We start from the raw sequence: 26,740 nt of genomic DNA, 5'->3' as shown, positions 1-26,740 counted from the left end.
GCATCACCCTTCAGTGTCGTTTGCGCGGTTTCGCTTGTTGCTTAAAATTACGAACACGTGTTCGATTTATTCGGGGTATTATGGAGTCGTGCCCGAGACCTTCCTCCCCGAGTTTCCGCAAGAACTGTGGCGCGCCGGCAAGCTGGAGCTTGCCCATGGCGTGCAGCAGTCCTTGCAGGTGATCCGGATCGCGACTGCCTGTCTGGGGCAGTTCCTGGCGGAGATCGAAAATCGGGGCGCGAAAGACTTGTACGGGCATGGCAGCACGGCGAGCTGGCTCGCCGAGATCGCGGGATTGTCACGTGGCGAGGCCAGTGCGGTGGTGAAGCGCGCGATCGCCTTGAACCCCACCCGCGCGTTGGACGGCACTGAGGTTCCGCCTATCGCGCCCGCCACCGCCGCGGTCGCCGCTCAGGGATTGGTCGGGGACGAGCGGATCGACCAGATCCTGGAGATCTTGAAAAACCTTCCCGCCGACATTTCGGCTGAGGATCGGGCGGGCGCGGAGCAGATCCTCGCCAATCTCGCTCCGAGCGCCGGTCCGCGGCAACTCGCCAAGGCCGAGGCGAACCTGCGAGGCTTGCTGAACCCTGATGGCAACGAACCCAAAGACCCCGAACCCAAGGAACCACGCCGGGAGATCACCCTGGAGCGGCGTAAGGATGGGTTCTGGAAACTGACCGGCCTCCTGGATGACGAGACCGGCGCCCGGACCGCGGCAGCGCTGGAAGCACACGCCCAGCCGCGGCCGGTGGATGAGTTCGGTCAGGCGGATCTGCGGATGAAGTGCGAACGCATGGGAGACGCCTGGGCCGAACTCCTCGACCTGGCCATCGCCTGCCCGGACCAACCGGGGACCAGCGGTTACCGGACTTTGGTGCATGTCACCATCGGACTTGAGGAACTCAAATCGGGTCTCGGGACCGCGTGTCTCGACTTCGTGGGGACCATGACCGCTCGGGAAGCCCGGCTCGCCGCCTGTGACTGCCTGATGGTGCCGGTCGTGATGAGCGCATCGGGGGAACCCCTCGATATGGGACGCCTGAGACGGTTCGTCACCCCCGGCCAGAGACGCGCGTTGAACATCCGAGACGGTGGCTGCGCTTTTCCAGGCTGCCATCGGAAACCCAAGAATTGCCACGCCCATCACATTCATCACTGGGCGGACGGCGGGCCGACGGATCTTCGGAATCTCGTGTTGCTCTGCGGTTTCCATCATCGGTTGATTCACCACGGTGACTGGGAAGTACGGATGGCCGCTGATGGTTTACCGGAATTCATCCCACCCCAATACAGGGACCCGCTTCGAAAACCTCGGCGTAACACCCTGCACCACGTCTGAACCCCGAAGAGCCCGTCGGCCACGCCGGCGACGGGCCCTTCGTCATGCCCGACGCCGATGACTGTGTGGATTTCAGGACATCTGACGTCCCAAAATCCACACAGTCCATCCCCACCGGACCGATCACGACCAAATCGAGATCCTCAGGACTCGTCCTCGGCGACGAACCGCAAGCACAAGACTCAAGCCGGCTCCAGATAAGCCAGAGCCATCTCGGTCGTCTCGCGCGCCCAAACATCCCAGCTCAGTCCATCGGACCAGAACCGGCCACTGGCGGCCCGGTGCACACAGGATCCGATGATGGTCCGGCTCATCATCCGGATCGCCACTTCCCGATCCGCCCGGTGGATCTCCTCAAGGCAAGGCTGAGCCGCCTCCCCGAAATCGCGCTGGATCGCAGCGAGCGCTTGAAGGCCACGATCCCGCCCCTCGGCTCGCTGGCTGTCGAGCAACTCGGAGAAGATCCGGTCGTGGCGGGCGAATGTCCCTGCCAGAGCGCGGGTGAACGCGCCGACGACCCCGCGCAGCCCGGGCTCAGCGGAGCCGAGCGCTTCGCCGACATCGGATTCCAGCTGTCCGAGCAGCTGGTCTTTCACGGCGTACAGCAGTTGGTTCTTGCCGGAAAACCGGCGATAGATCGCGCCCACCGACATTCCCGCCTGCTCGGCGACCGCCGCGACGGTGAACTCCTCGAAACCCTGGCTCGCCAGAACGTGCTCGGCGGCGGCCAGCACCTTCTGCAGTGACTCCCGGCTGCGGGCTTGCTGCGGCGGCCGGAAGCCCTGATCGGCGGATGGCTGACTCACCGGCCGGACGTTACCACAAACGCGAATGATAACTTCCGTTCGCATCTGCCGAGCGCGAGGAGGACTGCCCGTGGTGAGCATCGAAGTACAGGACGCCTACGTCGATTTCCCGATCTTCGACGCCAAGACCCGGTCGCTCAAGAAACGGGTGCTCGGCAAGGTCGGTGGCAAGATCGGCACCGGCGCGAAAGTCCCGATCATCGAGGCCTTGCAGGACATCTCCCTGTCACTGGGCGAGGGCGATCGCGTCGGCCTGGTCGGGCACAACGGCGCCGGGAAGTCCACTCTCCTGCGCCTGTTGTCCGGCATCTACGAGCCGACCAGGGGCAGCGCGCGGGTCGTCGGGCGGATCGCGCCGGTGTTCGACCTCGGGGTGGGGCTGGATCCCGAGGTCTCGGGCCACGAGAACATCCTGATCCGCGGCCTGTTCCTCGGCATGAGCCGCAAGAAGATGGAAAAGCGGGTCGACGACATCGCCGAGTTCACCGAGCTGGGCGACTACCTGCATCTGCCCTTGCGCACCTACTCCGCCGGCATGCGGGTGCGGCTCGCGCTCGGCGTGGTGACCACCATCGACCCCGAGATCCTCATTCTCGACGAGGGTCTCGGCGCAATCGACGCGGCATTCCTCACCAAGGCACGCGAACGGCTGGTCGACCTCGCCCGCCGCTCGGGCGTGCTGGTGTTCGCCTCACACTCCGACGAACTGTTGCGCGAACTGTGCACCACCGCCCTCTGGATGGACGAAGGCCGGATCCGCGCCCGCGGCTCACTGGACGAGATTCTCGCCCGATATCACGCGGTCCTTCGCGCGTAAGCGTCCAGCTCCGCCCGCGAAAACGAAAGCTCCCCCGCATCCACGGCACCGCAATCCAACCCCCGCAACAAGAAGCTCGCCAGAGCCTGCGCCGTCGCCGGTTCGTCCAGCACCCCACGCCCGGTCTGGTCCGCATAATCCCGCAGCCGGCCCAGCGCAGCCGGGAAACCCTCGCGGAAGAACGCGTACGTGGCGGCGAACCGGGTCGGCAGCTGATGCGGATGCAGATCCCAGCCCTGATAGAAACCGCGCTCCAGCGAGCGCCGTACCAAGCGCAGATGTTCGCGCCAGGCCGGGAGGATCGCGTCGCCGACGGGCAGTTTGTTCGTCGAGCCGTCCGAAAGCCGGACGCCGGTACCCGCGGCCGAAACCTGCATGAGCTGCTTGGCGAAATCGGCGGCCGGGTGCTCCATGCTCTGGTACTCGGCGCTGATCCCGAGCCCGGCGCTGTAGTCGTAGGTGCCGTAGTGCAGGCCGGAACAGCGGCCGCGCGCGGCTTCGATGATCCGCGGGACCGCCACCGTTCCATCGATGTCCACAATGGACTGCGCGGTCTCGATCTGGACTTCGAACCGCAAGGCGCCCTCCGCCAGGCCGTACGCGGATTCGAGACGCTCCATCACGTCCGCCGCCACCTCGACCTGTTCGACGGCGGTCACCTTCGGCAGCGTGACGACGAAACCGTCCGGCAGCGGTCCGCTTTCCAGCAATCCGGCCAGGAAGAGATCGAGCGTGCGGATGCCACGGCGGCGGGTCGCGGCTTCGAAGCTCTTGAACCGGATGCCGACGAACGGCGTGCCGCCCGTGACGGCGAGGGTCCGCCCCGCGGCGAGCGCGATGGCGTCCTCTTCCTCGTCGCCGGGCCTGCCGAGGCCGTCCTCGAAGTCGATCCGCAGGTCTTCGATCGGCTCCGTCAGCAATTTGGTCCGGACCCGGTCGGCGATGTCGGCGTCCAGGCCCAGCTGGTCCGCGTGTTCGCCGAAGACCCGCAGGGCCTGCTTGCCCCAATCCGCCACGAGCCGCGTCTTGTACTGCGACGCGGGCACGTACACGGTGTGCACGGGCTGGCGGCCGGGCGGCTCGCCGGGGTACTTGGCCTTGACGCGCGCGTCGGCCTCGGCGAGGCGCGCGTCAGCGGCGGTGTAGACGTCCTCGGTGAGCCGCCCGTTCCCCATTTGTCTACTTGATCCGTTCGTAGGCGGGCAGGGTCAGGAAGTCCGGGAACTCGTCGGCGAGCGCGACCTGCTCGAACAGCTCGACGGCGGGCTCCAGCAGTTCCGGCTTGATCTCCGCCGCGAGTTCGCCGCGGACCTCGGCCAGCACGCCGCGCACCAGTTCGGCGGTGACCTTGTCGCCGGTGTCGAGCTGCGTGCCGTTGCGCACCCACTGCCACACCTGCGAACGCGAGATCTCCGCGGTGGCCGCGTCCTCCATCAGGTTGTGGATGGCCGCCGCGCCGTTCCCGCTCAGCCAGGAGGCGATGTAGCGGATGCCGACGTCGACGGCGGCACGCAGACCGGCCGCCGTGGCGCCACCCGGCGTCGAAGCCGCGTCGAGCAGCTGGTCGGCGGTGACGGACACCTCGTCGCGGGTGCGGTCGAGCTGGTTCGGCTTGTCGCCGAGGACCTTGTCGAACTCCTCGCGGCAGATGTCCACCATGCCGGGGTGCGCGACCCAGGAACCGTCGAAGCCGTCGCCCGCCTCGCGGCTCTTGTCGGCGCGGACCTTGTCGAGCGCCGCGGCGGTGACCTCCGGGTCCTTGCGGTTCGGGATGAACGCGGCCATCCCGCCGATCGCGAACGCGCCGCGCTTGTGGCAGGTGCGCACCAGCAGTTCGGTGTACGCGCGCATGAACGGCGCGGTCATGGTGACCGAGTTGCGGTCCGGCAGGACGAACTTCTCGCCCGCGTCACGGAAGTACTTGATGACGCTGAACAGGTAGTCCCAGCGGCCGGCGTTCAGGCCGGAGGCGTGCTCGCGCAGTTCGTAGAGGATCTCCTCCATCTCGAACGCGGCCGGGATGGTCTCGATCAGCACGGTCGCGCGGACGGTGCCGTGCTCGATGCCGAGCGTCTTCTCCGCGTGGGTGAAGACGTCGTTCCAGAGCCGGGCTTCGAGATGGCTCTCCATCTTCGGCAGGTAGAAGTACGGGCCCTTGCCGCGGTCGAGCAGCTCCTGCGCGTTGTGGAAGAAGTGCAGGCCGAAGTCGACCAGCGCGCCGACGGCCTGACGTCCACCGAAAGAGAGGCCGCGCTCGTCGAGGTGCCAGCCGCGCGGACGGACGACGATGGTCGCGTGCTCGACGTCGTCCTTCAGCGCGTAGCTCTTGCCGCCGCTCTCCAGCGTGATGGTCTCGCGGACCGCGTCGTACAGGTTGACCTGGCCGGAGACGACGTTCGCCCAGTGCGGCGTGTTGGCGTCTTCGAGGTCGGCGAGCCAGACCTTGGCGCCGGAGTTCAGCGCGTTGATGGTCATCTTGCGGTCGGTCGGACCGGTGATCTCGACGCGGCGGTCGCGCAGGGCGGGCGGGGCCTCGGCCACCTGCCAGTCGCCCTCGCGGATCTCCTTGGTCTCGGGCAGGAAGTCCAGCTTGCCGGTGGTCCTGGCCTCCTCGCGGCGCTTGCTCCTGGCCTGCAGCAGCTCGTCGCGGCGGGCGGCGAAGGCCTCGTGCAGGCCGGCGAGGAAGGCGAGCGCCTCCGGCGTGAGGATTTCGTCCCCGCGCTCGACCGGATCGCCGAGCACCTGAGCTTCAGACATGAGTAACACCCCGAGTTCGGAAAGATAACGTCCCTACGGTTTTACATGACGGACTATAGTTTCTGCATAGCGGAACATCAACGCCGACGTAAGGAGTACCACGGTGGCAGCGGAGAAGAACGGGCGCGATGGCGGCGTCCAGTCCCTTCAGCGGGCCTTCGAGCTCCTCGAGCATCTCGCGGACACGGGCGGGGAGGCCAGCCTTTCGGAGCTGGCGACCCTGTCCGGGCTGCCGATGCCGACCATCCACCGGCTGATCAGGACCCTGGTGGATCTGGGCTACGTCCGGCAGAACACCAACCGCCGGTATGCCCTGGGCGCCAGGCTCATCCGGCTGGGTGAGAACGCCAGCATGCAGTTCGGCTCGTGGGCCCGTCCGCTGCTCGCGGAGCTGGTCGACGAGGTCGGAGAGACCGCGAACCTCGCCGTCCTGGAGCGGGACGAGGTCGTGTACGTCGCCCAGGTGCCGTCGAAGCACTCGATGCGAATGTTCACCGAGGTCGGGCGGCGGCTCCTGCCGCACGGCACCGGCGTGGGCAAGGCGATGCTCGCGCATCTGCCGTCCGAAGACGTCACGGCGCTGCTCGCCCGGACGGGGATGCCCTCCTACACCGAGCACACCTTCACCGACCAGGACGCGCTCCTGCTGGAGCTGGCGAAGATCGCCCAACAGGGTTACGCGCTCGACGAAGCGGAGCAGGAACTGGGCGTCCGCTGCGTGGCCGTCGCGGTCCCGGGCGCGCCGGTGCCGGCGGCGGTCTCGGTGTCCGGGCCTTCGGGGCGGCTCACGATGGAGGCCGTCGAGCGGATCGCGCCCGTCGTCCAGCGGATCGCGACCTCGCTCGGCTCGACCCTCTCGAAGGACGGCGTCACCGTTTGAGCCTGGTCTCCAAACCGTCGAGCATCCTGTCCAGCCCGTAGCGGAACTTCTCGTCGCGAAGCCGGACAGGATCGGCTTCGCCCTCTCCCCTGGCCAGCATTTCCCGCTGGTGCGGGTGTTCGCGCGCGGCCTCCTCGACGGCGGGACGCAGACGTTCCGCCCACTCGCGCTCACCCTGGCCACTCTTGGCGACGGTGGTGAGCCACGCGGCCTCCGTCGTCCCCATGCCGATGACATAGGAGATGACCGCGCTGATCGCCTGGTTCGCCTCGTCGCCGGGGAAGCCCGCGCTCACGAAGACACCCAGCAGCCGCTCGTTGAGCCGCATGACGTTCGGCCCGAGGTACGACAGGCCGACCGAACCGAGCAGTGACGCCACCCACGGGTGCCGCAGGATCATCGCGCGGACACTTTCCGCCCCCACGACGGCCGCTTCACGCCACCGCGCCGGATCATCGCCGTCCGGCACGGTGATCTCGCCGTAGACCTCGTCGACGACCAGTTCGATCAGTTCGTCGCGGTTGGCCACGTGCCGGTACAGCGAGGTCGCGCCCGCGTTCAGCGCGGTGCCCAGCCTGCGCATGCTCAGCGCGTCGACACCTTCGACGTCCAGGAGCCGGACGGCCTCGGCCACGATCTGCGCCTGACTCAACGCGGGCTGATCCCGCTTCCGGCGAGGGCGGGTCCACACCGACTGGATCGGCTGTTCATCGACTGACATGCCGCCCACTTTAGCGCACGAAGTACCCCCTTGCGTACGGCGTTTCGTTCTGCGTACAGTGTGCGCATCAGCCGAACAACGTACGCAACACTTCTGGGGGTTTCCCGATGAACGTGCCCGTCCGCGATCCACGCCGCTGGTGGATCCTGATCGTCCTTTGCCTGAGCACGCTCGTGCTGGTCGTCGACAACATGGTGCTGACCGTCGCCGTGCCGCCGCTGGCCGAAGACCTCGGCGCGAGTGCCCAGGACACCCAATGGATCCTGGACTCCTACATCCTGGTGTTCGCCGGTCTGCTGCTCACGTCGGGAAGCCTCGGCGACCGGTTCGGGCGCCGGAAGGTGATGATCATCGGCCTCCTCCTGTTCGGGGTGGCCTCACTCGTCGCGGCGTTCGCCACGAATCCGCTCGAACTCATCGCGTCCCGCGCGGTGATGGGTGTCGGCGGCGCACTGATCATGCCGAGCACCCTGTCGATCCTCATCACCGTCTTCGACGACGAAGAGCGCCGCAAGGCGATGGCGGCGTGGAGCGCGGTCGCGATGATCGGCCTGATCGGCGGCCCGGTGCTGGGCGGCGTGCTGATCGCGTGGTTCTGGTGGGGCGCGGTGTTCCTGATCAACGTGCCGATCGTCGTCATCGCGGTGATCGCCGCGCTCACGCTGATGCCCGAATCCCAGGGCCCGTGGCAGAAGCCGGACCCGCTCGGCGCCGTCCTTTCCGCGGCGGGCATGGTCTCGCTGGTCTGGACGATCATCGAGCTGCCTAAGCACGGCCTCGCCGAAGCCGGAACCCTGATCCCGCTGGCGATCGCGATCGTGTGCCTGACCGGCTTCGTGTTCTGGGAGCGGCACACGCCGTCGCCGATGGTCCCGCTGAAGCTGTTCCGCGAGCGCAACTTCAGCGGCGGCAGCCTGTCACTCACGCTGGTGCAGATCGGCAATGGCGGTCTGCTGCTGCTCCTGACCCAGTACCTGCAGTTCGTGCTCGGCTACACCCCTACCGAGGCGGGTCTCGCGTTCATCCCGATGGCCGTCGCGTCGCTGCTGTTCAACACCCTCGGCGCCACGTTGGGCCAGAAGATCGGCAACCGGGCGCTGACCACGGTCGGGATGATCGTGATGGCGGGCGGCTTCGGCCTGCTCGCGACGATGTCGGCGAACGAGGGCTTCCTGTTGCCCGCGGCCGCGCTGTTCCTGCTCGGCGCGGGCGGCGGGGTGGCGATGCCGTCGGCGATCGCGGCGCTGATGGGCGAGGTCCCGGAAGAGCAGGCAGGCGTCGGCTCCGCGCTCAACGACACCATCCAGCAGCTGGGCGCCGCGCTCGGCATCGCGATCCTGGGCAGCATCGTGTCGAGCCTGTTCACCTCGCACATGCCCGGCGACGCCCCCGCGCAAGCGCGGCTTTCGATCGGCGACGCCTTCGCGACCGGTAACGACGGCCTCATCGCCGCGGCCCGTGAGTCGTTCACCTCGGCGATGTCGACGACGTTCCTGGTGAGCGCGGTCGGTGTGCTGGCGGCGGCGGTGGTCGCGTTCCTGGTCATGCGGGACAAGAAGACCGCGCCGGTTTCCCCGGACGAGAACGTCCCTGTCACGGCCTGACGCGCGCTATGAAAGGTCCTTTCCTTGCAAAATTTGCAAGGAAAGGACCTTTCATAGCATCCGCTAGCTGCTGAGCAGGGCCTCGACGAACGCGCCCGGCTCGAACGGCGCCAGATCGTCCGGCCCCTCACCGAGGCCGACCAGCTTCACCGGCACCCCGAGTTCACGCTGCACCTGGAAGACGATGCCGCCCTTCGCGGTGCCGTCCAGTTTGGTCAGGACGATGCCGGTGACGTCGATGACCTCCGAGAACACGCGGGCCTGCATCAGCCCGTTCTGCCCGGTGGTGGCGTCGAGTACCAGCAGCACCTCGTCGACCTTGGCCTGCTTCTCGACGACTCGCTTGACCTTGCCCAGCTCGTCCATCAGGCCGGTCTTGGTGTGCAGGCGGCCGGCGGTGTCGACCAGGACCGCGTCCACGCCCGCCTCGGTGCCGCGTTTGACGGCGTCGAAGGCGACCGCCGCCGGGTCCGCGCCTTCCTTGCCGCGCACGACCTCGGCGCCCACGCGCTCGGCCCAAGTCTGGAGCTGGTCCGCCGCGGCGGCGCGGAAGGTGTCGGCCGCGCCGAGCACCACGGTGCTCCCCTGCGCGACGAGCACGCGGGCGAGTTTGCCGGTGGTGGTGGTCTTGCCGGTGCCGTTGACCCCGGCGACCAGCACGACGGCGGGCTGCTTCTTCCCGTCGACGGTGTGCGGCAGCGCGCGGACGGCTCGCACCGCGTCGGTCGACAGGGCGGCGGTCAGCACTTCCTGCAAGACCGTGCGCGCCTCCTCCGAGGTCCGCACGGCGCGGCGCTTCAGCTCGTCACGAAGACGTTCGACGATCTCGGTGGTCGTCGCGGCGCCCAGGTCCGCCATGAGCAGCGTGTCCTCGACGTCCTGCCACGAGTCCTCGTCCAGGTCGCCGGCGCCCAGCAGGCCGAGCAGGCTCTGCCCGAACACCGAACGGGATTTGCCCAGCCTGCCGCGCAGCCGCTCCAGGCGTCCGGTGGCCGGTGCGATCTCTTCGGCGGGAGCGGGCTCGGGGGCCACTTCCTCGGCGGGTTCGGGAAGTTCGACGTCGCGCACCGTGCGCTGCGCCGAATCCCTGGGCACCGCCGCGTCGTCCCCGACGGCGGGCTGGCCGTCGGTCTCGGGACGGTCCTCGACCGGGTGTTCCGGCTCCTCGGCCTCTTCGGTCTTCTCGCCACCAGGCGCGAGCGCGATCCCGCCTGTCGCGGTATAACCGCCGCCCTTCGGCTTCTCGACGACGTCGGCAGCCTTGGACTCGTCCAGGCTGATCCGGCGGCGGCGCGCGATGAGCAGCCCGGCCACCAGAACGGCGACCAGGACCACGACGGCAACGACAACGATCCAGAACCAGGGGGTACTCGACACGGCGCCATCCTCGCATCCGCACCCCGCCGCGCTCAGACGCCCCACGGGAAGGAAGCCGATCTTGTCAAGCACCCACTGGATAGGACTCATTTCGGACAAGAAGAAACGGTCTTGCTTGCGCGGTCTCCGGAACGAGGGCTAGACCACTTCGAATGACGGTTCTCTCCGGCACTGGGGTCCGGGTCATCGGGCTCATCTCCGGCACCTCGATCGACGGGATCGACGTGGCGGCCGCCGAACTGCGCGCCGACGGGGACACGGTGGTGCTCTCGCCGCTCGGCCAGCTCGAAGTCCCTTATCCCGAAACGCTCCGCGATGCCTTGCTCGCCGCCCTCCCGCCGAATCCCTGCGACGCCGAGCAGCTCACGAAACTCGACACCCTGGTGGGCCAGGCCTTCGCCGAGGCGGCCGCGCGCGGCGTCGAGGAACTGGCCGGCGGCGAAGCGGACGTCGTCGCCTCGCTGGGTCAGACGGTGTTCCACTGGGTCGAGGACGGCACCGCGCACGGCACCCTGCAACTGGGGAATCCGGCGTGGATCGCCGAACGCACCGGACTGCCGGTGGTGGCCGACCTCCGCGTCCGCGACGTCGCCGCCGGCGGGCACGGCGCACCGCTCGCCAGCACGATGGACGCGTTGTGGCTCCGGGAAATGGCCGCGCTCGGCCCGGTCGCGGCGCTGAACATCGGCGGGATCGCGAACATCACGGTGGTCCCCGCCGACGGTGATGTTCTGGCCTACGACACCGGCCCCGGCAACGCCTTGATGGACATCGCCGCGCACCGCGCCACCGGCCGTCGTGCCGACATCGACGGCGCGCTCGCCCTGCGCGGCACCGTCCGGCCCGACCTGCTGGCGAAGCTCCTGCTCGACCCGTATTACGCCGCGGCGCCACCGAAATCCACCGGCAAGGAACTGTTCCACGGCGCGTATCTCGACACTGCGCTGGACGGGCTCCCGCCGGTCGGCGCGGAAGATCTCCTGGCGACGCTGACCGAACTGACCGCGGTGACGATCGCCGCGGAATGCCGTCGCCACGACATCGCCACGCTGATCGTCTCCGGCGGCGGCGCCGACAACCCGGCGCTGATGGCCTCGCTCACCAGGAACCTGCCCGGTACGGCGCTGAAGACCAGCGACGACCACGGGCTGCCGCGTGCGGGCAAAGAGGCATACCTGACCATTCTGCTCGGCTGGCTGACGTGGTCCGGCGTCCCGGGGAACCTCCCGTCGGCGACCGGCGCCCGCGGCCACCGGTTGCTCGGCAGCATCACTCCGGGCGCGGGCCCCCTGCGGCTCCCCGCCCCGCATACCTCAACCGTGACCCGGCTACGGGTAGCGGCGAAGACCGGCGAGCGATAGGAGATATGGATGCGCGCACTTGACCTCGCGATCATCGGGCTTTTCCTGGTCGGCATGCCCCTGCTGGGCGTCTGGATCGGCGGCAAACAGAAATCGGGCTCCGACTACTTCGTCGGTGAAGGCAAGATCTCCTGGTGGGTGGCCTGCCTTTCGGTGGTCTCCGCGGAGACGTCCACCCTCACCGTGCTCTCCGTGCCGACGGTGGCCTACATCGCCACCCCCGGCGACGGCGGGATGACCTACCTCGCACTGGCCATCGGCTACATCGCGGGCCGGATCGTGGTGTCGATGGTGCTGCTGCCGCGTTACGTGGCGGGCAACCTGGTCACCGCGTACGCCTTCCTCGGCAAGCGTTTCGGCAGCGGGCTGCAGGGCACCGCGTCGGTGACCTTCCTGCTCACCCGCACGCTGGCCGACGGCATCCGGCTGTTCGCCACCGCGATCCCGATCAAGGTGGTGATGGCGGCCTACGGCCTGAACGTCTCGTACTGGACCATCGTGGTCGGCCTCGGCATCGCGATGGTGCTCTACAGCTTCTTCGGCGGTGTCCGCGCGGTCGTCTGGGTCGACGCGATCCAGATGCTCTGGTACATCCTCGGCGCGGTCGTGGTGATCTGGGCGATCTCCAGCAGGCTCCCGGACGGCTGGTTCGGCAAGGCCGTCGACGCGAACAAGTTCCAGATCTTCGACTTCTCCTCGAACATGCTCACCGGGCAGTACGCGTTCTTCACCGCTCTGATCGGCGGCGCGGTGCTTTCGATGGCCTCGCACGGCTCCGACCAGCTGATCGTGCAACGCCTGCAGTCCACCAACGATCTGCGTGCCGCGCGGAAGGCGTTGGTCGCCAGCGGTTTCGTGGTGTTCCTGCAGTTCGCGCTGTTCCTGTTCATCGGCGTCCTGCTGTGGGCGCTCTACAACGGGCTCGCCCCGACCAAGCCGAAGCCGGAAGGCCTCGGGCTGGCCAACAAGGACGAGCTGTTCGCGAACTTCATCGTGAACGATCTGCCGAGCGGTCTGTCCGGGTTCGTGATCGCCGGGATCCTCGCCGCCGCACTGAGTTCGTCGCTCGGCGCGCTGGCGTCGTCGACGGTGACCGACGTCTACGAACGGGTGATCGGCCGGGAACTCCCGGAAGCCGACCGGCTGCGGCACGGCCGGATCTGGACGATCGTCTGGGCGGGCGCGCTGATCCTGTGCGCGGGTTTCTTCGCCTCCTCCAACAAGACCTCGGCCGATCCGATCGTGGTACAGGCGCTCGGCATCACCGGGTACACCTACGGCGCGCTGCTCGGCGCGTTCCTGCTGGGCCTGCTTTTCAAGCGGGCGAGGCAGGCGGACGCGATCGTCGCGTTCGTGTCGACGGTGATCGTGATGGCGTTCATCATCCTGGGCGTCAAGTTCAACAAACCGGACGGCAGCCTGATCGGCGTCGACTTCGGCAAGGCGTCGGGGAACACGGTGGCGCTGGCATGGCCGTGGTACACGCTGTGCGGCGTGGTGATCACGCTCGTCGTGGGCGGGCTGCTTTCGCTGCGGCACGGGAGCGTGGACCCGCTGGCCGAACCGGACGTGAAGGAGCCCTCAAAAGTATGACCTGAGTCACACTTCTGAACCGTCTCTCCCTTTCCTCCGTGTCGGCTTCGGGACCCGCCCGAAGACGGCGGGCGAGGAGAGGGAGAGACGATGAAACGAGCAACCGTGGCCATCGCCGTCGGCGCATTGCTGATCGGCGGTGGCACGACCGCGTACGCCGCGACGAGCACCGGCGTGCCGGACGCGATCAAAGTGCCGGCGGGGAACAAGCGCATCGCCACCTACCGAGGCGAAGGCGTCCAGATCTACGGCTGCACCAACGGGTCGTGGGTGCTGATCCAGCCGGCCGCGACGCTGAGCCACCGCGGGCGGACGATCGCGCTGCACAGCAAGGGTCCGGTGTGGACGTCCACTGTGGACGGAAGCACGGTCGGGGCAGCGGCCGTTCCCGGCGCGTCCAACCCGAGACCGAACGCGGTGCCGGAACTGCTGCTGAAGGCCAACCTGAACAGCGGTGACGGGATCTTCGGCAAGGTCACCTACGTCCAGCGGCTCGACACCCGCGGCGGACTCGCTCCGGCGGGCACCTGCGCGAGTGGCACGCAGACGGCCGTCCGGTACTCGGCCGACTACGCCTTCTGGGTCGCGAAGTAGTGACGAGCGCGGTGGTCGTGAGTGGCGAGTGTCGTTCTAACCCCACTTACCACTCACGACCCCCTCGACCCGGTGCGGCCTGGCGGAAGGCGGCGTTGCGAAAGCCACTTTCGCAACCTCCGAGGCCGACCTGCGAGCGAGTGAGCATGGCACCTTGGCCGTGCCCCGCGAATAAACACTAGGCGGTGACCGGCTCTTCTTCGGACGTTCGCAGCCGCTGCGAGATCACCTTCGTGATGCCGTCGCCCTGCATCGAAACGCCGTACAGGGCGTCGGCGATCTCCATGGTCGGCTTCTGGTGGGTGATGATGATCAGCTGCGAGGAGTCGCGCAGCTGCTCCAGCAGCCCGATCAGCCGTCGCATGTTGGTGTCGTCGAGCGCGGCCTCGACCTCGTCCATGACGTAGAAGGGCGAAGGCCGGGCGCGGAAGATCGCCACCAGCATGCCGACGGCGACGAGCGACTTCTCGCCACCGGAAAGCAGCGAGAGCCGCTTGACCTTCTTGCCCGGCGGGCGCGCTTCGACGTCGACGCCGGTGGAGAGCAGGTCGTTGGGCTGCGTGAGCACCATGCGCCCCTCGCCACCCGGGAACAGCACGCCGAACACGGTCTCGAACTCGCGCGCGACGTCCTCGTACGCCGACGCGAAGACCTCGAGGATCTTTTCGTCGACCTGCTTGATGACGGCTTCGAGGTCCTTGCGGGTGTCCTTGAGGTCTTCGAGCTGGGTCGAGAGGAACTTGTAGCGTTCCTCCAGCGCCGCGAACTCCTCCAGCGCCAGCGGGTTGACCTTGCCCAGCAGGCTCAGGTCCTTCTCCGCGCGCTTCGCCCGGCGGGCCTGGGTGTCGCGGTCGAACGGCATGGGCGGCGGCGGGGTGACGTCCTCGCCGCGTTCCTTGGCGGCCTCGTACTCGGCCATCTCCCCCGCGCTCGGCGGCACGGGGACGTCCGGACCGTACTCGGAGACGAGGTCCTCGAGGCCGATGCCGAAGTCTTCGGCGATCTTGGTTTCGAGCTGTTCGAGCCGCAGCCGCTGCTCGGCACGCAGCACCTCGTCGCGGTGGACGGCGTCGGTGAGCTTCTCCAGTTCGCCGGTCAGCTCACGGACCTTGCTGCGGACCTGGGTCAGCGCGGTCTCCCGCGACTGCCGCTGCGCCTGCGCCTCGTCCCGCTCGTGGGCGGCGCGCTGCACGGAGACCTCGATGCGCTCCAACGCGATCTCGCCGCCGTTGACCACCGCGTTGGCGATCTCGGCGCCGCGTTTCCGCGCGGCCCTGGACTTTTCGGCCCGTTCGCGGGCCTGCCGCTCGGCGTGCGCCGCCCGGCGGAGCGATTCGGCCTTGCCCTGGATGCTCCGCGCGCGCTCCTCGGCGGTGCGCAGCGCGAGCCGGGACTCCATCTCCTCCTGGCGGACCGTGCCGAGGTCTTCGGCGGCCTGGTCGCGCTCGGCGGTGTCCGGATCCTCGTCGACTTCCTGTTCGGCGACGGCGGCCAGCCGCTCTTCCAGTTCGGCGAGCTGCCGCAGCGCCTCTTCGCGGCTCTGCTCGACCTTGGCACGCTGATTGCTCAGCCGGTCCATCTCGGCCTGCGCAGCACGCGCGGCCTGCTGCATCCGGTTGAGTCGCTCGGACGAGCGCGCCTTGCGGACCTTCGCGTCCCCGAGCGCATCCTTGGCCCTGCCGACCTCTTCGCGCCGGGCGGCCTGCCCGGCGCGGGCGCCTTCGAGCTCCGCGGCGGTGCGTTCCAGCGCGCGCTCGGCGGCGTTCAGGCGGTCGCCGGCCTCGTCGACCGCGGCCTGCACCTCGATGACACTCTCGCTGCGAGCCGAACCACCGACCGCCCAGCGCGCGCCGAAGACATCGCCCTCGGGCGTGACCGTGCTGACCTCGGGGTACACCTCGACGAGACGGCGCGCGGATTCCAGACCGTCCACAATGGCCACCCGGTCGAGCGCGTGCTCGACGGCGGAACGCAACGCGGGCGGCGCCGTGACCACTTCACGCGCCCAGCGCGCGCCCCCGGGCAACGACGGCCAGGTACTGGTGTCCACAGTGGATTCCAGCCCGCCGAGCAGAATGCCCGCGCGACCGGAATCGTTGTCCTTCAAGAACTTCAGCGCGGCGAGCGCGTCGGCGCCGCCGTTGACCGCGACCGCGTCGGCGACCGGGCCGAGCGCCGCGGCCAGCGCGACCTCGTGTCCGGCTTCGACGGTGAGCAGCGCGGCGACCGAGCCGAGCAGGCCCGGCAGTTCGTGCTGTGCGCCGAGCAGCGCGCCGGCGCCGTCCTTGCGCCGCAAGCCCATCGACAGCGCCTCGACGCGTGCCTTCTCCGACGCGATCTCGCGTTCGGCGGCACGCTCGGCCTTGACCAGCTCTTCGACGCGGGCCTTGGCGGCGTTGTTGGCCTCCACCGCGCGATCGTGGTGGGCCTGCAGGTCGAGGTCGTCGGACTCCTCGACACCGCCTTCGGCCTTGGCCTCTTCGAGTTCCTCGACGGCGATCTCCGCACGCTCGGCGGCCTCTTCGAGCGACACGGTGAGCCGGTCGATCTCGTCGGAGGTCGCGCCGTTCTTGCTGCGCAGCGCCTCGACCTGCCCGGTGAGCTTCGCGAGCCCTTCCCGGCGGTCGGCGATCGCGCGGACGGCGGCCATATGCGCGCGCTCGGCGGCCTGGACGAGGTGTTCGAGCTGCTCGCGCCGCTGGACGGTCTCCGAAAGCACCAGGCGTGCCTCGGCGACGGCTTCGTTGAGCTCCTGCTCCCGCTCGGCGACCTGCTCCGCCTCGGCCAGCAGCTCGTCGGGGTCGCGGCCGGTGCTCGCCTGCTGCACGTCGGACGACAGATGCCGCTGACGCTCCAGCGCGAGCCGCACCGTGCCGCGCAGCCGCTCCGTCAACGCGGACAGCTTGTACCAAGTCTCCTGGGCCGCGGCCAGCTTCGGCGCGTCCTCGGCGAGCGACGCTTCGAGCTCGGCCTCCTCGGCGGCGACGATCTCCAGCGCCTGCTCGACCTCGGCGCGACGCTGGCGGGCGACGCGTTCGTCGGCCTCTTCCTTGGCGATACCCGCGCGCTGGGTGACGAGGTCGTGGGCGAACAGCCTCAGCCGGGCGTCACGCAGTTCGGACTGCACCCACTGCGCCTTGCGGGCGATCTCGGCCTGCTTGCCCAGCGGTTTGAGCTGACGGCGCAGCTCGGTGGTGAGGTCGCCGAGGCGGTCGAGGTTGCCCTGCATGTTCGCGAGCTTGCGCAGGGTCTGTTCCTTGCGCTTGCGGTGCTTGAGGACACCGGCGGCCTCTTCGATGAAGGCGCGGCGCTCCTCGGGCTTGGATTCGAGGATCGCCGAAAGCTGACCCTGCCCGACGATGACGTGCATCTCGCGGCCGATACCGGAGTCCGACAGCAGTTCCTGCACGTCCATCAGACGGCAGCGGTCGCCGTTGATCTCGTATTCGCTCGCGCCGTCACGGAACATCCGGCGGGTGATGGAGACCTCGGAGTACTCGATCGGCAGCGCGCCGTCGGCGTTGTCGATCGTCAGGGTGACCTCGGCGCGCCCGAGCGGGGCACGGCCGGCGGTCCCGGCGAAGATGACGTCCTCCATCTTGCCGCCGCGAAGGTCCTTCGCGCCCTGGGTGCCCATGACCCAGCGAAGCGCGTCGAGGACGTTCGACTTGCCGGACCCGTTCGGTCCGACGACGCAGGTGATGCCCGGCTCGAAACGCAACGTCGTCGCCGAGGCGAAGGACTTGAAGCCCTTGAGCGTCAGGCTCTTCAGGTGCACGTCGTGCTGACCCCTCTGGCTGCGGGAACCGGTCGTTCAATCGGCCCAGGCTACCTGTGTGCTCACGGTGATCGTGGGACGCGGGGCCTCAGCGCTCCACGAACCCGCGGAGCCCGCCCTTCGCGGGCGACCAGCGTTCGACGACGTGGTCCACACTTCCGGGTGATTCCCCGGAGCGCAAAGCAGTCAAAAGCCGCTCACAGTGTTCACGAACACCCTCCGCTACCACCTCGACACGCCCGTCGGCCAGATTGCCCGCGCTGCCGACCAACCCCAGCTCAAGGGCCCTGCTGCGGGTCCACCAGCGGAAACCGACACCCTGCACCCGCCCGTGCACCCACGCGGTCAACCTGATGTGCGTTACTTCTTCACTCACGACCCCTATCGTGCACCATGTGGATGAACGCGGAGGGTGAACACGACGCTCGCTGTAGTTCGCAGACGGTGAAGCGGCGGTGATAATCTCCGCGCCGGGTCCCCACTTCGGGCTACCTCGCCCGGGTAGCCGAACTCCCCGAAGCCCCCCATCCGAGGAGCCAGCACATGCCCCGTCCCGACGGGTCTGATTCGAGCGCACGCGTGTCCGTGGCACCCCCGCGCGGCGCCACCGGCAAGCTCAACCGCGCAGGCTACGCCGTACTCGGCGTCAGCGGCCTCGTGGTGGCGACGGCCTTCGCCGCGATCGCCGAACTCGCGGGTCCCGGCGTGTCCGCCACCGCGGGCGGCACCGGTATCCCCGGCGGCGGACAGGGCGTCGCCCCCGCCGGCGTCCAGCTGGTGCCGGGCAACGCCGTCCCCGGCGGCCCGATGACCGTCAGCGGCTCACCGACCCCCGGCGCCCCGTCCAGCTCGACGGCTCCGCCGACCACGGTGACGTCGGTCGGCCTGGACGGCAAGGAGACGACGAGCGTCGTCGCCCCGCCGCCGCCCGCGACGACCCCGGGCGGAGGTGAGCCGACGCGTACGGTGCTGCCGCCGTCGTCGACCACTCCGAAGCCCACCACGCCGAAGCCGACGACGTCGAATCCGCCGACCACTACGACGCCGCCTCCCACGACAACTACGACAGGGGAAACCCCGCCGGGTGGCGGCTCGAGCTCCAGTGGCGCACCCGACTCCTCGTCGGCCCGGTCCAGCACCTCCGGCACCGACACTTCGACGAGCAGCGCCCAGTAGGCCTCACCACGTGCCATGAAAGGACCTTTCGTTGCAAATTTCGCAAGGAAAGGTCCTTTCATAGCGTTCGGGGGTCACGTCCGCGTGTCATGAAAGGGTCGTTCAGGACATCCGGGGACCACGACGGGCTCACATTTCGAAGCGGTACCCCATCCCCGGTTCCGTCAGCAGGTGCCGCGGCCGCGAGGGTTCCGGCTCCAGTTTCCGCCGCAGCTGCGCCAGATACACCCGCAGGTAGTGCGACTCCGTCTCGTAAGTCGGCCCCCACACCTCGTGCAGCAGCTGCTTCTGCGCCACCAGACGGCCGCGGTTGCGCACCAGCAGTTCCAGCACGCCCCATTCGGTCTTGGTGAGATGCACTTCCTTGCCGTCACGCCGCACCTTCTTCGCCGCGAGATCGATCCGGAAGGATCCCGTGTCCACCACGGCGTCCGCACCGTCCACACTGGACGTGGCCGACCGGCGGACGGCCGCGCGGAGCCGCGCGAGCAGTTCGTCCATGCCGAAGGGTTTGGTGACGTAGTCGTCGGCGCCGGCGTCGAGGGCCTGCACCTTGTCGGCCGAGTCGCCGCGCGCGGACAGCACGATGATCGGCACCGTCGTCCAGCCGCGGAGCCCGGCGATGACCTCGGTGCCGTCGAGATCGGGCAGGCCGAGGTCGAGCACGACGACGTCGGGTTTGGTCTCGGCGACGGCCTTCAGCGCGGCCGTCCCGTCGTGCGCGGTGATCACCTTGTAGCCGCGGGCGGACAGGTTGATCCGCAGGGCTCGCACGATCTGCGGTTCGTCGTCGACGACCAGCACGGTCGCCGACGCGTTGTCTGCGCTCATCGCACTCGCTCCTCCTCTTCGTTCTCGAGGCCCTCGTCGTCGAAGGCGAGGAGGCTCTTTTCCGGATCCTGACCAACATATGCGGGCAGTGAGATGACGACGGTGAGCCCGCCGCCCGGCGTGTCCTCCGCCCGGATCCGCCCGCCCATCGCCTCGGTGAACCCCTTGGCGACCGAAAGCCCCAGTCCCACGCCGGGCACGCTGTCCCGGTCTCCCCCGAGCCGTTGGAACGGCGCGAAAGCCGAGTCCGCGGTGCCCTTCTTGAGCCCGCGCCCGTGGTCGACGATACGCAGTTCGACGTGTTCGGAATGCGTGCTGGCGCGTGCCGAGACCGGCTCGCCGGACGCGCCGTGGCGCAGGGCGTTGTCGATCACGTTCGCCACCACTCGTTCCAGCAGGCCGGGGTCGGCGCACACCGACGGCAGCCGCGAGTCGATCGCGACCACGACCGAATCCGAGTTGTCCACATTGGACAACGCGTGCGAGACGACCTCGTCGTAGCCCACCGGACGCAGGTGCGGACGCACCGCTCCGGTCGCCAGCCGCGAGGAGTCGAGCAGGTTGTCGATCAGCCCGGCGAGCCGGTCGGCCGATTCCTCGATCGCTTCGAGCAGCTCGTCGGTGTCCTCTTCGGACAGTGAGATGTCGGTCGCGCGCAGGCTCCCGATGGACGCCTTGATGGACGTCAGCGGCGTCCGGAGATCGTGTCCCACGGCCGAAAGCAACGCCGTGCGCAGTTCGGTCGCCTCGGCCTTGCGCTCGGCCCGGATGGCCGCCTTCGCCGTCCGCTGCTGCCGCAGGGCCAGCAACGCCTGCCCTGCGACGGCTTCCAGCACTCCCCGGTCCGACGCGGGCAGCGCGCGGCCCCGCAGCGTCAGGTGGACGTCGGCGGTGACGGCGATGTCGGCGTCGGCCTGATCCGGGTCCGCGCAGGGATCCGTGCCGGCGTTCGCCACCCGTTTCCACTTCCCGTCCCGTTTTTCCAGCAGGGTCACCGAAGTCATCCCGAAGTTCTCGCGGACCTTCTCCAGCAGCCGCTCGATCGGATTGGTGTGGGTGAGCACGGTCCGCGCGTACGACGCCAGCAGCGCCGCCTCGGTCCGCGCCCGCGCGGCCTGCGTCGCGCGCCGGGCCGCGGTGTCGACGACCGCCGCGACGAGGATCGCCACCAGCACCATCGCGACCAGCGTGATCACGTTGCGCGGTTCGTGGACGGTCAGCGTGTACAGCGGCGGGGTGAAGAAGAAGTTCAGCAACCCGGCCGAGACCACCGCCGCGAGCAGCGCGGGCCCGAGCCCGCCCGCGAGCGCGACCAGCACCGTCGCGAGGACGTAGTCGACCACGTCGGTGGAGAAGTCGAGGTGATCCCGCAGCAGGACACCGACCAGCGTCGCCAACGCGGGCAGCACCAGCGAGAGCGCCCAGCCGGTCAGCCGCCGCGAAGCCGTGAGCGGGCTGCGGTTGAACCGGGCGCGCAGCCGTCCGCCCGCTTGGGCGTGCGTGACCATGTGGACGTCGATCGGGCCGGAGCGCTGGACCACGGCCGCGCCGATGCCTTCGTCGAACAGCCGCGCCACGCGTGACCGGCGTGAGGTCCCGACGACCAGCTGTGTGGCGTTCACCCCCTGCGCGAAGTCGAGCAGCGCGGTCGGCACGTCGTCGCCGACGACGGTGTGGAAGGTCGCGCCGACCTCCTCGGCCAGTTTCCGGTACTTGCCGACCGCCGTCGGCCCCATCCCGGCGAGCCCGTCGCCGCGCAGGATGTGCAGCACCTGCAGTTCGGCGCCCGCGCGGTTCGCGATGCGGCTCGCACGGCGGATCAGCGTCTCGCTCTCCGGCCCGCCGGTGATGGACACGACCACCCGTTCGCGGGCTTCCCACGTGTCGGTGATCTTCTGCTCGGCCCGGTACCGCTGCAGCGCGACGTCGACCTGGTCGGCGACCCACAGCAGCGCGAGCTCCCGCAGCGCGGTGAGGTTGCCGGGCCGGAAGTAGTTGCCCAGCGCCGCGTCGATCCGCTCGGCCGGGTACACGTTGCCGTGCGCCAGCCGCCGCCGGAGCGCTTCGGGGGTGATGTCGACCAGCTCCAGCTGCTCGGCCCGCCGCACGACCTCGTCGGGCACCGTCTCCTGCTGGGTGACGCCGGTGATCCGCTCGACGACGTCGTTGAGGCTCTGCAGATGCTGCACGTTGACCGTGGAGAGGACGTCGATCCCGGCGGCGAGCAGTTCGTCGATGTCCTGCCAGCGCTTCTCGTTGCGCGAACCGGGCACGTTGGTGTGCGCGAGTTCGTCGACCACCGCGACCTCGGGGGCACGGGCGATCAGGGCGTCGAGATCCATCTCCTCGAATTCGCGGTCGCGGTGCGCGGACCGGCGGCGCGGCACGGTCTCCAGGCCTTCGACGAGCTCCGCGGTCTTCTTCCGCCCGTGCGTCTCGACCAGGCCGACGACCACGTCGGTGCCCCGGTCGAGGCGGCGTCGCGCCTCGCCGAGCATCGCGTAGGTCTTGCCGACGCCCGGGGCCGCGCCGAGGTAGATCCTCAGCTCACCCCGGCGCGGCTTGGTCGTGTTCTCGTCCACGTCTGTCAGTGTGCTCCTCCGGCCGCGTCGCGCACGGCCAAGTTGACCTTCAGCACATTGACGCCCGGCACACCGATCCCGGCGCCGCTCGTGTTCTCCGCGACGAGCTGCCGGACCTTCTCCTCGGGCAGGCCCGTGTTCCTGGCCACTCGCGGGATCTGGAGGTCGGCATAGGCGACGCTGATCGCCGGGTCCATCCCCGATCCCGACGCCGTCACCGCGTCGGCCGGCACCTGCGACTCCTCGACGCCTTCGCGAGCGGCGATGAGCTTCTTGCGTTCGCCGATCGCGGCGACCAGGTCCTCGTTGTACGGGCCCTTGTTCGACGGGCCGGACGACGACGGGTCACCGGGGCCGAGGACGTCCTTCGAGCCCGCGGACGGGCGGTTGTGGAACCACGGATCCTTGGCGGGGTCCTCCGCGACCGGGTCGACACCGATCCGGGCCGAGCCGACGGCTTGCCCGTTCTGGGTGATGATCGAGCCCTCGGCGTTGCCTTCGAGGCCGGGGATGCGGGAGACCGCCCACACGCCGAGCGGGTAGACGACACCCAGCAGGACGGTGAAGACGAGCAGGACCCGCAGCCCGGCGAGGGTCTGTTTGAACAACGGTTTCACGAGGTCACCCGATTCCAGGGATGAGACGGACGAGCAGATCGATCAGCCAGATCCCGAGGAACGGGCTGACGATGCCGCCGAGGCCGTAGACCAGCAGGTTCCGGCGCAGCAGCGCCGAGGCCGAGGACGGTTTGTACCGGACGCCGCGCAGGGCGAGCGGGATCAGCCCGACGATGATCAGGGCGTTGAAGATGACGGCCGACAGGATCGCCGACTTCGGCGTCGCGAGCTGCATGACGTTGAGCGCGCCGAGCTGGGCGAAGATGCCGGTGAACATCGCGGGGAGGATCGCGAAGTACTTCGCGAGGTCGTTGGCGACGCTGAAGGTGGTCAGCGCGCCGCGGGTGATCAGCAACTGCTTGCCGATCTCCACGATCTCGATCAGCTTCGTCGGATCGGAGTCGAGGTCCACCATGTTCCCCGCCTCCTTGGCGGCGGAGGTCCCGGTGTTCATCGCGACGCCGACGTCGGACTGCGCGAGCGCGGGGGCGTCGTTGGTGCCGTCGCCGGTCATCGCGACCAGCCGCCCGCCTTCCTGCTCCTTCTTGATCAGCGCCATCTTGTCTTCGGGTTTGGCCTCGGCGAGGTAGTCGTCGACGCCCGCGTCCTGCGCGATGGCCTTGGCGGTGAGCGGGTTGTCCCCGGTGATCATGACGGTCTTGATCCCCATCGAGCGGAGCTGGACGAACCGCTCCTTCATCCCGGGTTTGACCACATCGGACAGCCGGATCACGCCGCGCACGAACGCTTTCGCGCCGTCGTACTCCGCGACCACCAGCGGGGTCCCGCCCTGCTGGCTGATCTCGTCGACGACGCTTTCGGTCTCGTCCGGCATGTCGCCGCCGCGTTCGCGGACCCACTCGCGCACCGCGGCGGTGGCCCCCTTGCGGACCTGGCGCTCGCCGATGTCGATACCGCTCATCCGGGTCTGCGCGGTGAACTCGACGAAGTCCGCGAGCTTCTCGTCGGCGGACGCGGTCTCCGCGAGCCCGTGCTCCCTCGCGACGAGTTCGACGATGCTGCGGCCCTCCGGCGTGCCGTCGGCGAGGCTGGAGAGCCGGGCCGCCTTGGCGATGTCGTCCACAGTGGACTCACCGACCGGGATCAGCTCGGTGGCCTTGCGGTTGCCGAAGGTGATCGTGCCGGTCTTGTCCAGCAGCAGTGTCGAAACGTCGCCCGCGGCCTCCACCGCGCGACCGCTGGTGGCGAGGACGTTGCGCTGCACCAGCCGGTCCATGCCCGCGATGCCGATCGCGGACAGCAGCGCGCCGATCGTCGTCGGGATCAGGCAGACCAGCAACGCGGTCAGCACGATCACCGACTGCTGGCTGCCCGAGTAGCCCGCCATCGGCTGCAGCGCCACGACGGCGAGCAGGAAGATGATCGTGAGCGTGGAGAGCAGGATCGTCAGCGCGATCTCGTTCGGCGTCTTCTGCCGGGAAGCGCCCTCCACCAAGGCGATCATGCGGTCCACAAAGGACTCACCGGGTTTGGTGGTGATCTTCACGACGACGCGGTCGGAAAGCACCGTGGTACCGCCGGTGACGGCGCACCGGTCGCCGCCCGATTCGCGGATGACCGGGGCCGATTCGCCGGTGATGGCCGATTCGTCGACGGTCGCGATGCCCTCGACGACGTCGCCGTCACCCGGGATGACCTGCCCGGCCTCGACGACCACCAGGTCACCGACGCGCAGGTCGGCTCCCGGCACGGTCTCCTCGTCGCCGTCCTCGGTGAGACGGCGCGCGACGGTCTCCTTCTTGCTGCGCCGCAGGGTTTCCGCCTGCGCCTTGCCCCGGCCCTCCGCGACGGCCTCGGCGAGGTTCGCGAACAGGACGGTGAACCACAGCCAGATCGTGATGAGGATGGTGAACACGCTCGGGTCGGTGAACGCGAAGACCGTGGTCAGCGCCGAGCCGATCCACACCACGAACATGACCGGGTTGCCGAGCTGGTGCTTGGGGTTGAGCTTGCGCAACGCCTCCGGGAGCGAGGTCAGCAGCTGGCGCGGGCTGAAGATCCCCGCGCCGACCCGGCCGGTGTTCTCCACGTGGTGCTGGGTTGTTTCTTCGGGCGTGCGTTCTTGGGTGACGGTCATGCGAGTGCCTCTGCGATGGGCCCGAGCGCGAGCGCCGGGATGAAGGTGAGGGCCGCGACGAGCACGATCGTGCCCGCGAGCATCGTGCCGAAGAGCGGCCCGGTGGTGGGCAGCGTGCCGGCGGTCTCCGGAACCTTCCGTTGGGAGGCGAGGGATCCGGCCAGGCACAGCACGGCCAGGATCGGGATGAACCGGCCGAGCAGCATCGCCACCGACAGCGAGGACTGGAACCAGTCGTTCGTCACGGTGAGCCCGCCGAACGCGCTGCCGTTGTTGTTGCCCGCCGAGGCGTAGGCGTAAAGGACTTCGGAAAGGCCGTGCGCGCCCGAGTTCGTCATGGCGGCCGGGGTGTCGGCCAGCATCAGCGCGACACCGGAGCCGAGCAGGACCACGGTCGGCATCGCCAGCATGGAGACGGCCGCGCAGGTGACCTCGCGTTTGCCGAGCTTCTTCCCCAGGTATTCCGGCGTCCGGCCGACCATCAGCCCGGCGAGGAACATCGCGATCACGGCCATCACGAGGATGCCGTACAGACCGGTGCCCACCCCGCCCGGCGAGATCTCGCCCAGCAGCATGTTGAGCAGCGCGCCTCCGCCGCCGAGCCCGCTGTAGCTGTCGTGCGCGCCGTTGACCGCGCCGGTCGACGTGCCGGTGGTGGCATTGGCGAACAGCGAACTCAGGCCGATGCCGAACCGCTGTTCCTTGCCCTCCAGGTTCGCCCCGGCGGCCAGCGACGCCGGTCCGCTCGCGTTGGCTTCGGACAGCCAGGTGACCGCGAGCATCGCAGTGAACAGCCCGGCCATCACCGAAAGCAGGACGTAGCCCTGCCGCGTGTTGCCGACGAGTTTGCCGAAGGTGCGGGTCAGCGAGACCGGGATGACCAGGATCAGGAAGATCTCGATCAGGTTGGTCCAGGCGTTCGGGTTCTCGAACGGGTGCGCGGAGTTGGCGTTGAAGATGCCTCCGCCGTTGGTACCGAGTTCCTTGATGGCCTCCTGGCTCGCGGCGGGCGCGAGCGCGATCTTGCTCGTGCTGCCGTCCGGATTGAGGACGTCGACGCCGCTCTTGAGGCTCTGCACGACGCCGAGCGCGATCAGCGCGATCGCCGCCACGAACGCGATCGGCAGCAGGATCCGGATCGTGCCGCGCGTCAGGTCCACCCAGAAGTTGCCGAGGCGGTCGGTCTTCGAGCGGACGAAGCCGCGGACGACCGCGATGGCGACCGAAAGGCCGACGGCGGCGGAAAGGAAATTCTGCACGGTCAGGCCGGCCATCTGCACGAAGTGACCCATGGTCGCCTCGGGGCTGTAGGACTGCCAGTTCGTGTTCGTCACGAAGCTGACGGCGGTGTTGAAGGCGACCGCCGGCGAGACCGGTTCCTTGCCGAGGCTCCACGGCAGGATCGCTTGGAGCCGTTGAAGCAGGTACAGGAAGACGACGGAGACGAACGAGAAGCCGATCACGGCGGACGCGTAGGTCTTCCAGTGCTGTTCCGATCCGGGGTTCACCCGGAACAGGCGGTACAGGCCGCGTTCGGCCTTGGTGTGCTTCTCGACAGAAGACACAGTGAAGACGCGCGCCATGTAATCGCCCAATGGCCGGTAGACCACGGCGAGCGCGACGAGGAGGAGGCCGGCCTGCAAGAGGCCGGCCATCGTGTCTGACATCAGAATTTCTCCGGCCTGACCAGTGCGATGAACAAATAGACGATCAGCCCCAGCGCCAGCAATCCGCCGACGACGTTGGCCACGGCTCCCGTGCCGGTCACAGCTTTTCCAGACCGCGAAGGGTCAGGGCGAGAACCAC

Annotated in this window: 21 protein-coding genes; 7 read left to right on the top strand and 14 right to left on the bottom strand. The window is 68.7% G+C overall.

All coding sequences use genetic code 11. The features are described from left to right. Positions 1 to 88: 88 nt before the first annotated feature. A complete protein-coding gene (locus ACSMFO_RS25020) occupies positions 89 to 1,342 on the top strand; it encodes a DUF222 domain-containing protein (RefSeq protein ID WP_436460704.1) in 1,254 nt (417 codons plus the stop codon). Positions 1,343 to 1,524: 182 nt separating this feature from the next. On the opposite strand, the gene ACSMFO_RS25015 is transcribed toward ACSMFO_RS25020, so the two are convergent. After that, positions 1,525 to 2,148, bottom strand: a complete 624-nt coding sequence (locus ACSMFO_RS25015; RefSeq protein WP_378416211.1) for a TetR/AcrR family transcriptional regulator — start codon at positions 2,146 to 2,148, stop codon at positions 1,525 to 1,527. A gap of 70 nt (positions 2,149 to 2,218) precedes the next feature. On the opposite strand from ACSMFO_RS25015, the gene wzt reads away from it, so the two are divergent. Further along, entirely contained in the window at positions 2,219 to 2,965 is a 747-nt protein-coding gene (wzt, locus tag ACSMFO_RS25010) for a galactan export ABC transporter ATP-binding subunit Wzt/RfbE (RefSeq protein ID WP_378416213.1), read from the top strand. On the opposite strand, the gene ACSMFO_RS25005 is transcribed toward wzt, so the two are convergent. Both ACSMFO_RS25005 and aceB read right to left on the bottom strand, forming a co-directional pair. Continuing rightward, the gene (locus tag ACSMFO_RS25005) at positions 2,944 to 4,140 is read right to left on the bottom strand and encodes a DUF6986 family protein (RefSeq protein ID WP_436460703.1); all 1,197 of its coding nucleotides are present in this window, start codon (positions 4,138 to 4,140) and stop codon (positions 2,944 to 2,946) included. The two genes, wzt and ACSMFO_RS25005, sit on opposite strands and share 22 nt — an antisense overlap. A gap of 4 nt (positions 4,141 to 4,144) precedes the next feature. Then, entirely contained in the window at positions 4,145 to 5,722 is a 1,578-nt protein-coding gene (gene aceB, locus ACSMFO_RS25000) for a malate synthase A (protein WP_436460702.1), read from the bottom strand. Positions 5,723 to 5,825: 103 nt separating this feature from the next. Here aceB and ACSMFO_RS24995 point away from each other — a divergent pair, with 103 nt between their 5' ends. Further along, positions 5,826 to 6,602 (top strand): IclR family transcriptional regulator, encoded by a 777-nt coding sequence (locus ACSMFO_RS24995; RefSeq protein ID WP_038509785.1) that lies wholly within the window; start codon positions 5,826 to 5,828, stop codon positions 6,600 to 6,602. On the opposite strand, the gene ACSMFO_RS24990 is transcribed toward ACSMFO_RS24995, so the two are convergent. Continuing rightward, on the bottom strand, positions 6,592 to 7,323 hold the full coding sequence (locus ACSMFO_RS24990) for a TetR/AcrR family transcriptional regulator (RefSeq protein WP_436460701.1): 732 nt from the start codon (positions 7,321 to 7,323) through the stop codon (positions 6,592 to 6,594). The genes ACSMFO_RS24995 and ACSMFO_RS24990 overlap by 11 nt on opposite strands. Positions 7,324 to 7,430: 107 nt before the next feature. Between ACSMFO_RS24990 and ACSMFO_RS24985 the strand changes: the two genes are divergently transcribed. Beyond that, positions 7,431 to 8,927: an MFS transporter gene (locus ACSMFO_RS24985; RefSeq protein WP_436460700.1), complete on the top strand. Its 1,497-nt coding sequence runs from the start codon at positions 7,431 to 7,433 to the stop codon at positions 8,925 to 8,927. 63 nt (positions 8,928 to 8,990) lie between these two features. Here the strand turns inward: ACSMFO_RS24985 and ftsY are convergent, their stop codons facing one another. Beyond that, on the bottom strand, positions 8,991 to 10,304 hold the full coding sequence (ftsY, locus tag ACSMFO_RS24980; protein ID WP_436460699.1) for a signal recognition particle-docking protein FtsY: 1,314 nt from the start codon (positions 10,302 to 10,304) through the stop codon (positions 8,991 to 8,993). Between the two features lie 152 nt (positions 10,305 to 10,456). Here ftsY and ACSMFO_RS24975 point away from each other — a divergent pair, with 152 nt between their 5' ends. The 3 genes from ACSMFO_RS24975 to ACSMFO_RS24965 all read left to right on the top strand — a co-directional run bounded on the left by ACSMFO_RS24975 (position 10,457) and on the right by ACSMFO_RS24965 (position 13,852). Further along, the gene (locus ACSMFO_RS24975) at positions 10,457 to 11,665 is read left to right on the top strand and encodes an anhydro-N-acetylmuramic acid kinase (protein WP_436460698.1); all 1,209 of its coding nucleotides are present in this window, start codon (positions 10,457 to 10,459) and stop codon (positions 11,663 to 11,665) included. Between the two features lie 9 nt (positions 11,666 to 11,674). Further along, positions 11,675 to 13,258 carry a sodium:solute symporter gene (locus ACSMFO_RS24970; RefSeq protein ID WP_436460697.1) on the top strand — a complete coding sequence of 528 codons (1,584 nt, stop codon included), beginning with the start codon at positions 11,675 to 11,677 and terminating at the stop codon, positions 13,256 to 13,258. 90 nt (positions 13,259 to 13,348) lie between these two features. Beyond that, on the top strand, positions 13,349 to 13,852 hold the full coding sequence (locus tag ACSMFO_RS24965; RefSeq protein WP_436460696.1) for a DUF3455 domain-containing protein: 504 nt from the start codon (positions 13,349 to 13,351) through the stop codon (positions 13,850 to 13,852). Between the two features lie 178 nt (positions 13,853 to 14,030). Here ACSMFO_RS24965 and smc read toward each other — a convergent pair whose 3' ends face one another. The 9 genes from smc to kdpF all read right to left on the bottom strand — a co-directional run bounded on the left by smc (position 14,031) and on the right by kdpF (position 26,702). After that, positions 14,031 to 17,630 (bottom strand): chromosome segregation protein SMC, encoded by a 3,600-nt coding sequence (gene smc, locus ACSMFO_RS24960; protein ID WP_436460695.1) that lies wholly within the window; start codon positions 17,628 to 17,630, stop codon positions 14,031 to 14,033. A gap of 88 nt (positions 17,631 to 17,718) precedes the next feature. Next, on the bottom strand, positions 17,719 to 18,006 hold the full coding sequence (locus ACSMFO_RS24955) for an acylphosphatase (protein ID WP_360125396.1): 288 nt from the start codon (positions 18,004 to 18,006) through the stop codon (positions 17,719 to 17,721). A gap of 253 nt (positions 18,007 to 18,259) precedes the next feature. Next, positions 18,260 to 18,823 carry a hypothetical protein gene (locus ACSMFO_RS24950; protein ID WP_436460694.1) on the bottom strand — a complete coding sequence of 188 codons (564 nt, stop codon included), beginning with the start codon at positions 18,821 to 18,823 and terminating at the stop codon, positions 18,260 to 18,262. Between the two features lie 112 nt (positions 18,824 to 18,935). Next, on the bottom strand, positions 18,936 to 19,637 hold the full coding sequence (locus ACSMFO_RS24945; protein WP_037342241.1) for a response regulator: 702 nt from the start codon (positions 19,635 to 19,637) through the stop codon (positions 18,936 to 18,938). After that, positions 19,634 to 22,219 (bottom strand): DUF4118 domain-containing protein, encoded by a 2,586-nt coding sequence (locus tag ACSMFO_RS24940; protein ID WP_436460693.1) that lies wholly within the window; start codon positions 22,217 to 22,219, stop codon positions 19,634 to 19,636. Before ACSMFO_RS24940 ends, ACSMFO_RS24945 begins: the two co-directional genes overlap by 4 nt. Positions 22,220 to 22,224: 5 nt before the next feature. Next, a complete protein-coding gene (locus ACSMFO_RS24935; protein ID WP_436460692.1) occupies positions 22,225 to 22,836 on the bottom strand; it encodes a potassium-transporting ATPase subunit C in 612 nt (203 codons plus the stop codon). A 4-nt stretch (positions 22,837 to 22,840) separates the two neighbouring features. Next, a complete protein-coding gene (kdpB, locus tag ACSMFO_RS24930) occupies positions 22,841 to 24,934 on the bottom strand; it encodes a potassium-transporting ATPase subunit KdpB (RefSeq protein WP_436460691.1) in 2,094 nt (697 codons plus the stop codon). After that, positions 24,931 to 26,601, bottom strand: coding sequence for a potassium-transporting ATPase subunit KdpA (gene kdpA, locus ACSMFO_RS24925; protein WP_038509763.1), 1,671 nt, complete (start codon positions 26,599 to 26,601; stop codon positions 24,931 to 24,933). The genes kdpB and kdpA overlap by 4 nt, the downstream gene beginning before the upstream one ends. Continuing rightward, positions 26,601 to 26,702, bottom strand: a complete 102-nt coding sequence (gene kdpF, locus ACSMFO_RS24920) for a K(+)-transporting ATPase subunit F (RefSeq protein WP_007031325.1) — start codon at positions 26,700 to 26,702, stop codon at positions 26,601 to 26,603. Before kdpF ends, kdpA begins: the two co-directional genes overlap by 1 nt. Positions 26,703 to 26,740 lie beyond the last annotated feature (38 nt).

The organism is Amycolatopsis sp. w19 (genome assembly GCF_051373225.1).
Taxonomy (GTDB): domain Bacteria; phylum Actinomycetota; class Actinomycetes; order Mycobacteriales; family Pseudonocardiaceae; genus Amycolatopsis; species Amycolatopsis japonica.
The sequence above is the reverse complement of the archived record's forward strand: the minus strand, read 5'-3'. Positions and strand labels throughout refer to the sequence as shown.

Coding starts and splice junctions, on each gene's coding strand:
- ACSMFO_RS24990 (WP_436460701.1), bottom strand. CDS start 7,323: ATGTCAGTCGATGAACAGCCGATCCAGTCGGTGTGGACCCGCCCTCGC.
- ACSMFO_RS24975 (WP_436460698.1), top strand. CDS start 10,457: ATGACGGTTCTCTCCGGCACTGGGGTCCGGGTCATCGGGCTCATCTCC.
- ACSMFO_RS24945 (WP_037342241.1), bottom strand. CDS start 19,637: ATGAGCGCAGACAACGCGTCGGCGACCGTGCTGGTCGTCGACGACGAA.
- ACSMFO_RS24985 (WP_436460700.1), top strand. CDS start 7,431: ATGAACGTGCCCGTCCGCGATCCACGCCGCTGGTGGATCCTGATCGTC.
- ACSMFO_RS24965 (WP_436460696.1), top strand. CDS start 13,349: ATGAAACGAGCAACCGTGGCCATCGCCGTCGGCGCATTGCTGATCGGC.
- aceB (WP_436460702.1), bottom strand. CDS start 5,722: ATGTCTGAAGCTCAGGTGCTCGGCGATCCGGTCGAGCGCGGGGACGAA.
- ACSMFO_RS24970 (WP_436460697.1), top strand. CDS start 11,675: ATGCGCGCACTTGACCTCGCGATCATCGGGCTTTTCCTGGTCGGCATG.
- kdpA (WP_038509763.1), bottom strand. CDS start 26,601: ATGTCAGACACGATGGCCGGCCTCTTGCAGGCCGGCCTCCTCCTCGTC.
- ACSMFO_RS25005 (WP_436460703.1), bottom strand. CDS start 4,140: ATGGGGAACGGGCGGCTCACCGAGGACGTCTACACCGCCGCTGACGCG.
- kdpB (WP_436460691.1), bottom strand. CDS start 24,934: ATGACCGTCACCCAAGAACGCACGCCCGAAGAAACAACCCAGCACCAC.
- ACSMFO_RS24950 (WP_436460694.1), bottom strand. CDS start 18,823: ATGGCACGTGGTGAGGCCTACTGGGCGCTGCTCGTCGAAGTGTCGGTG.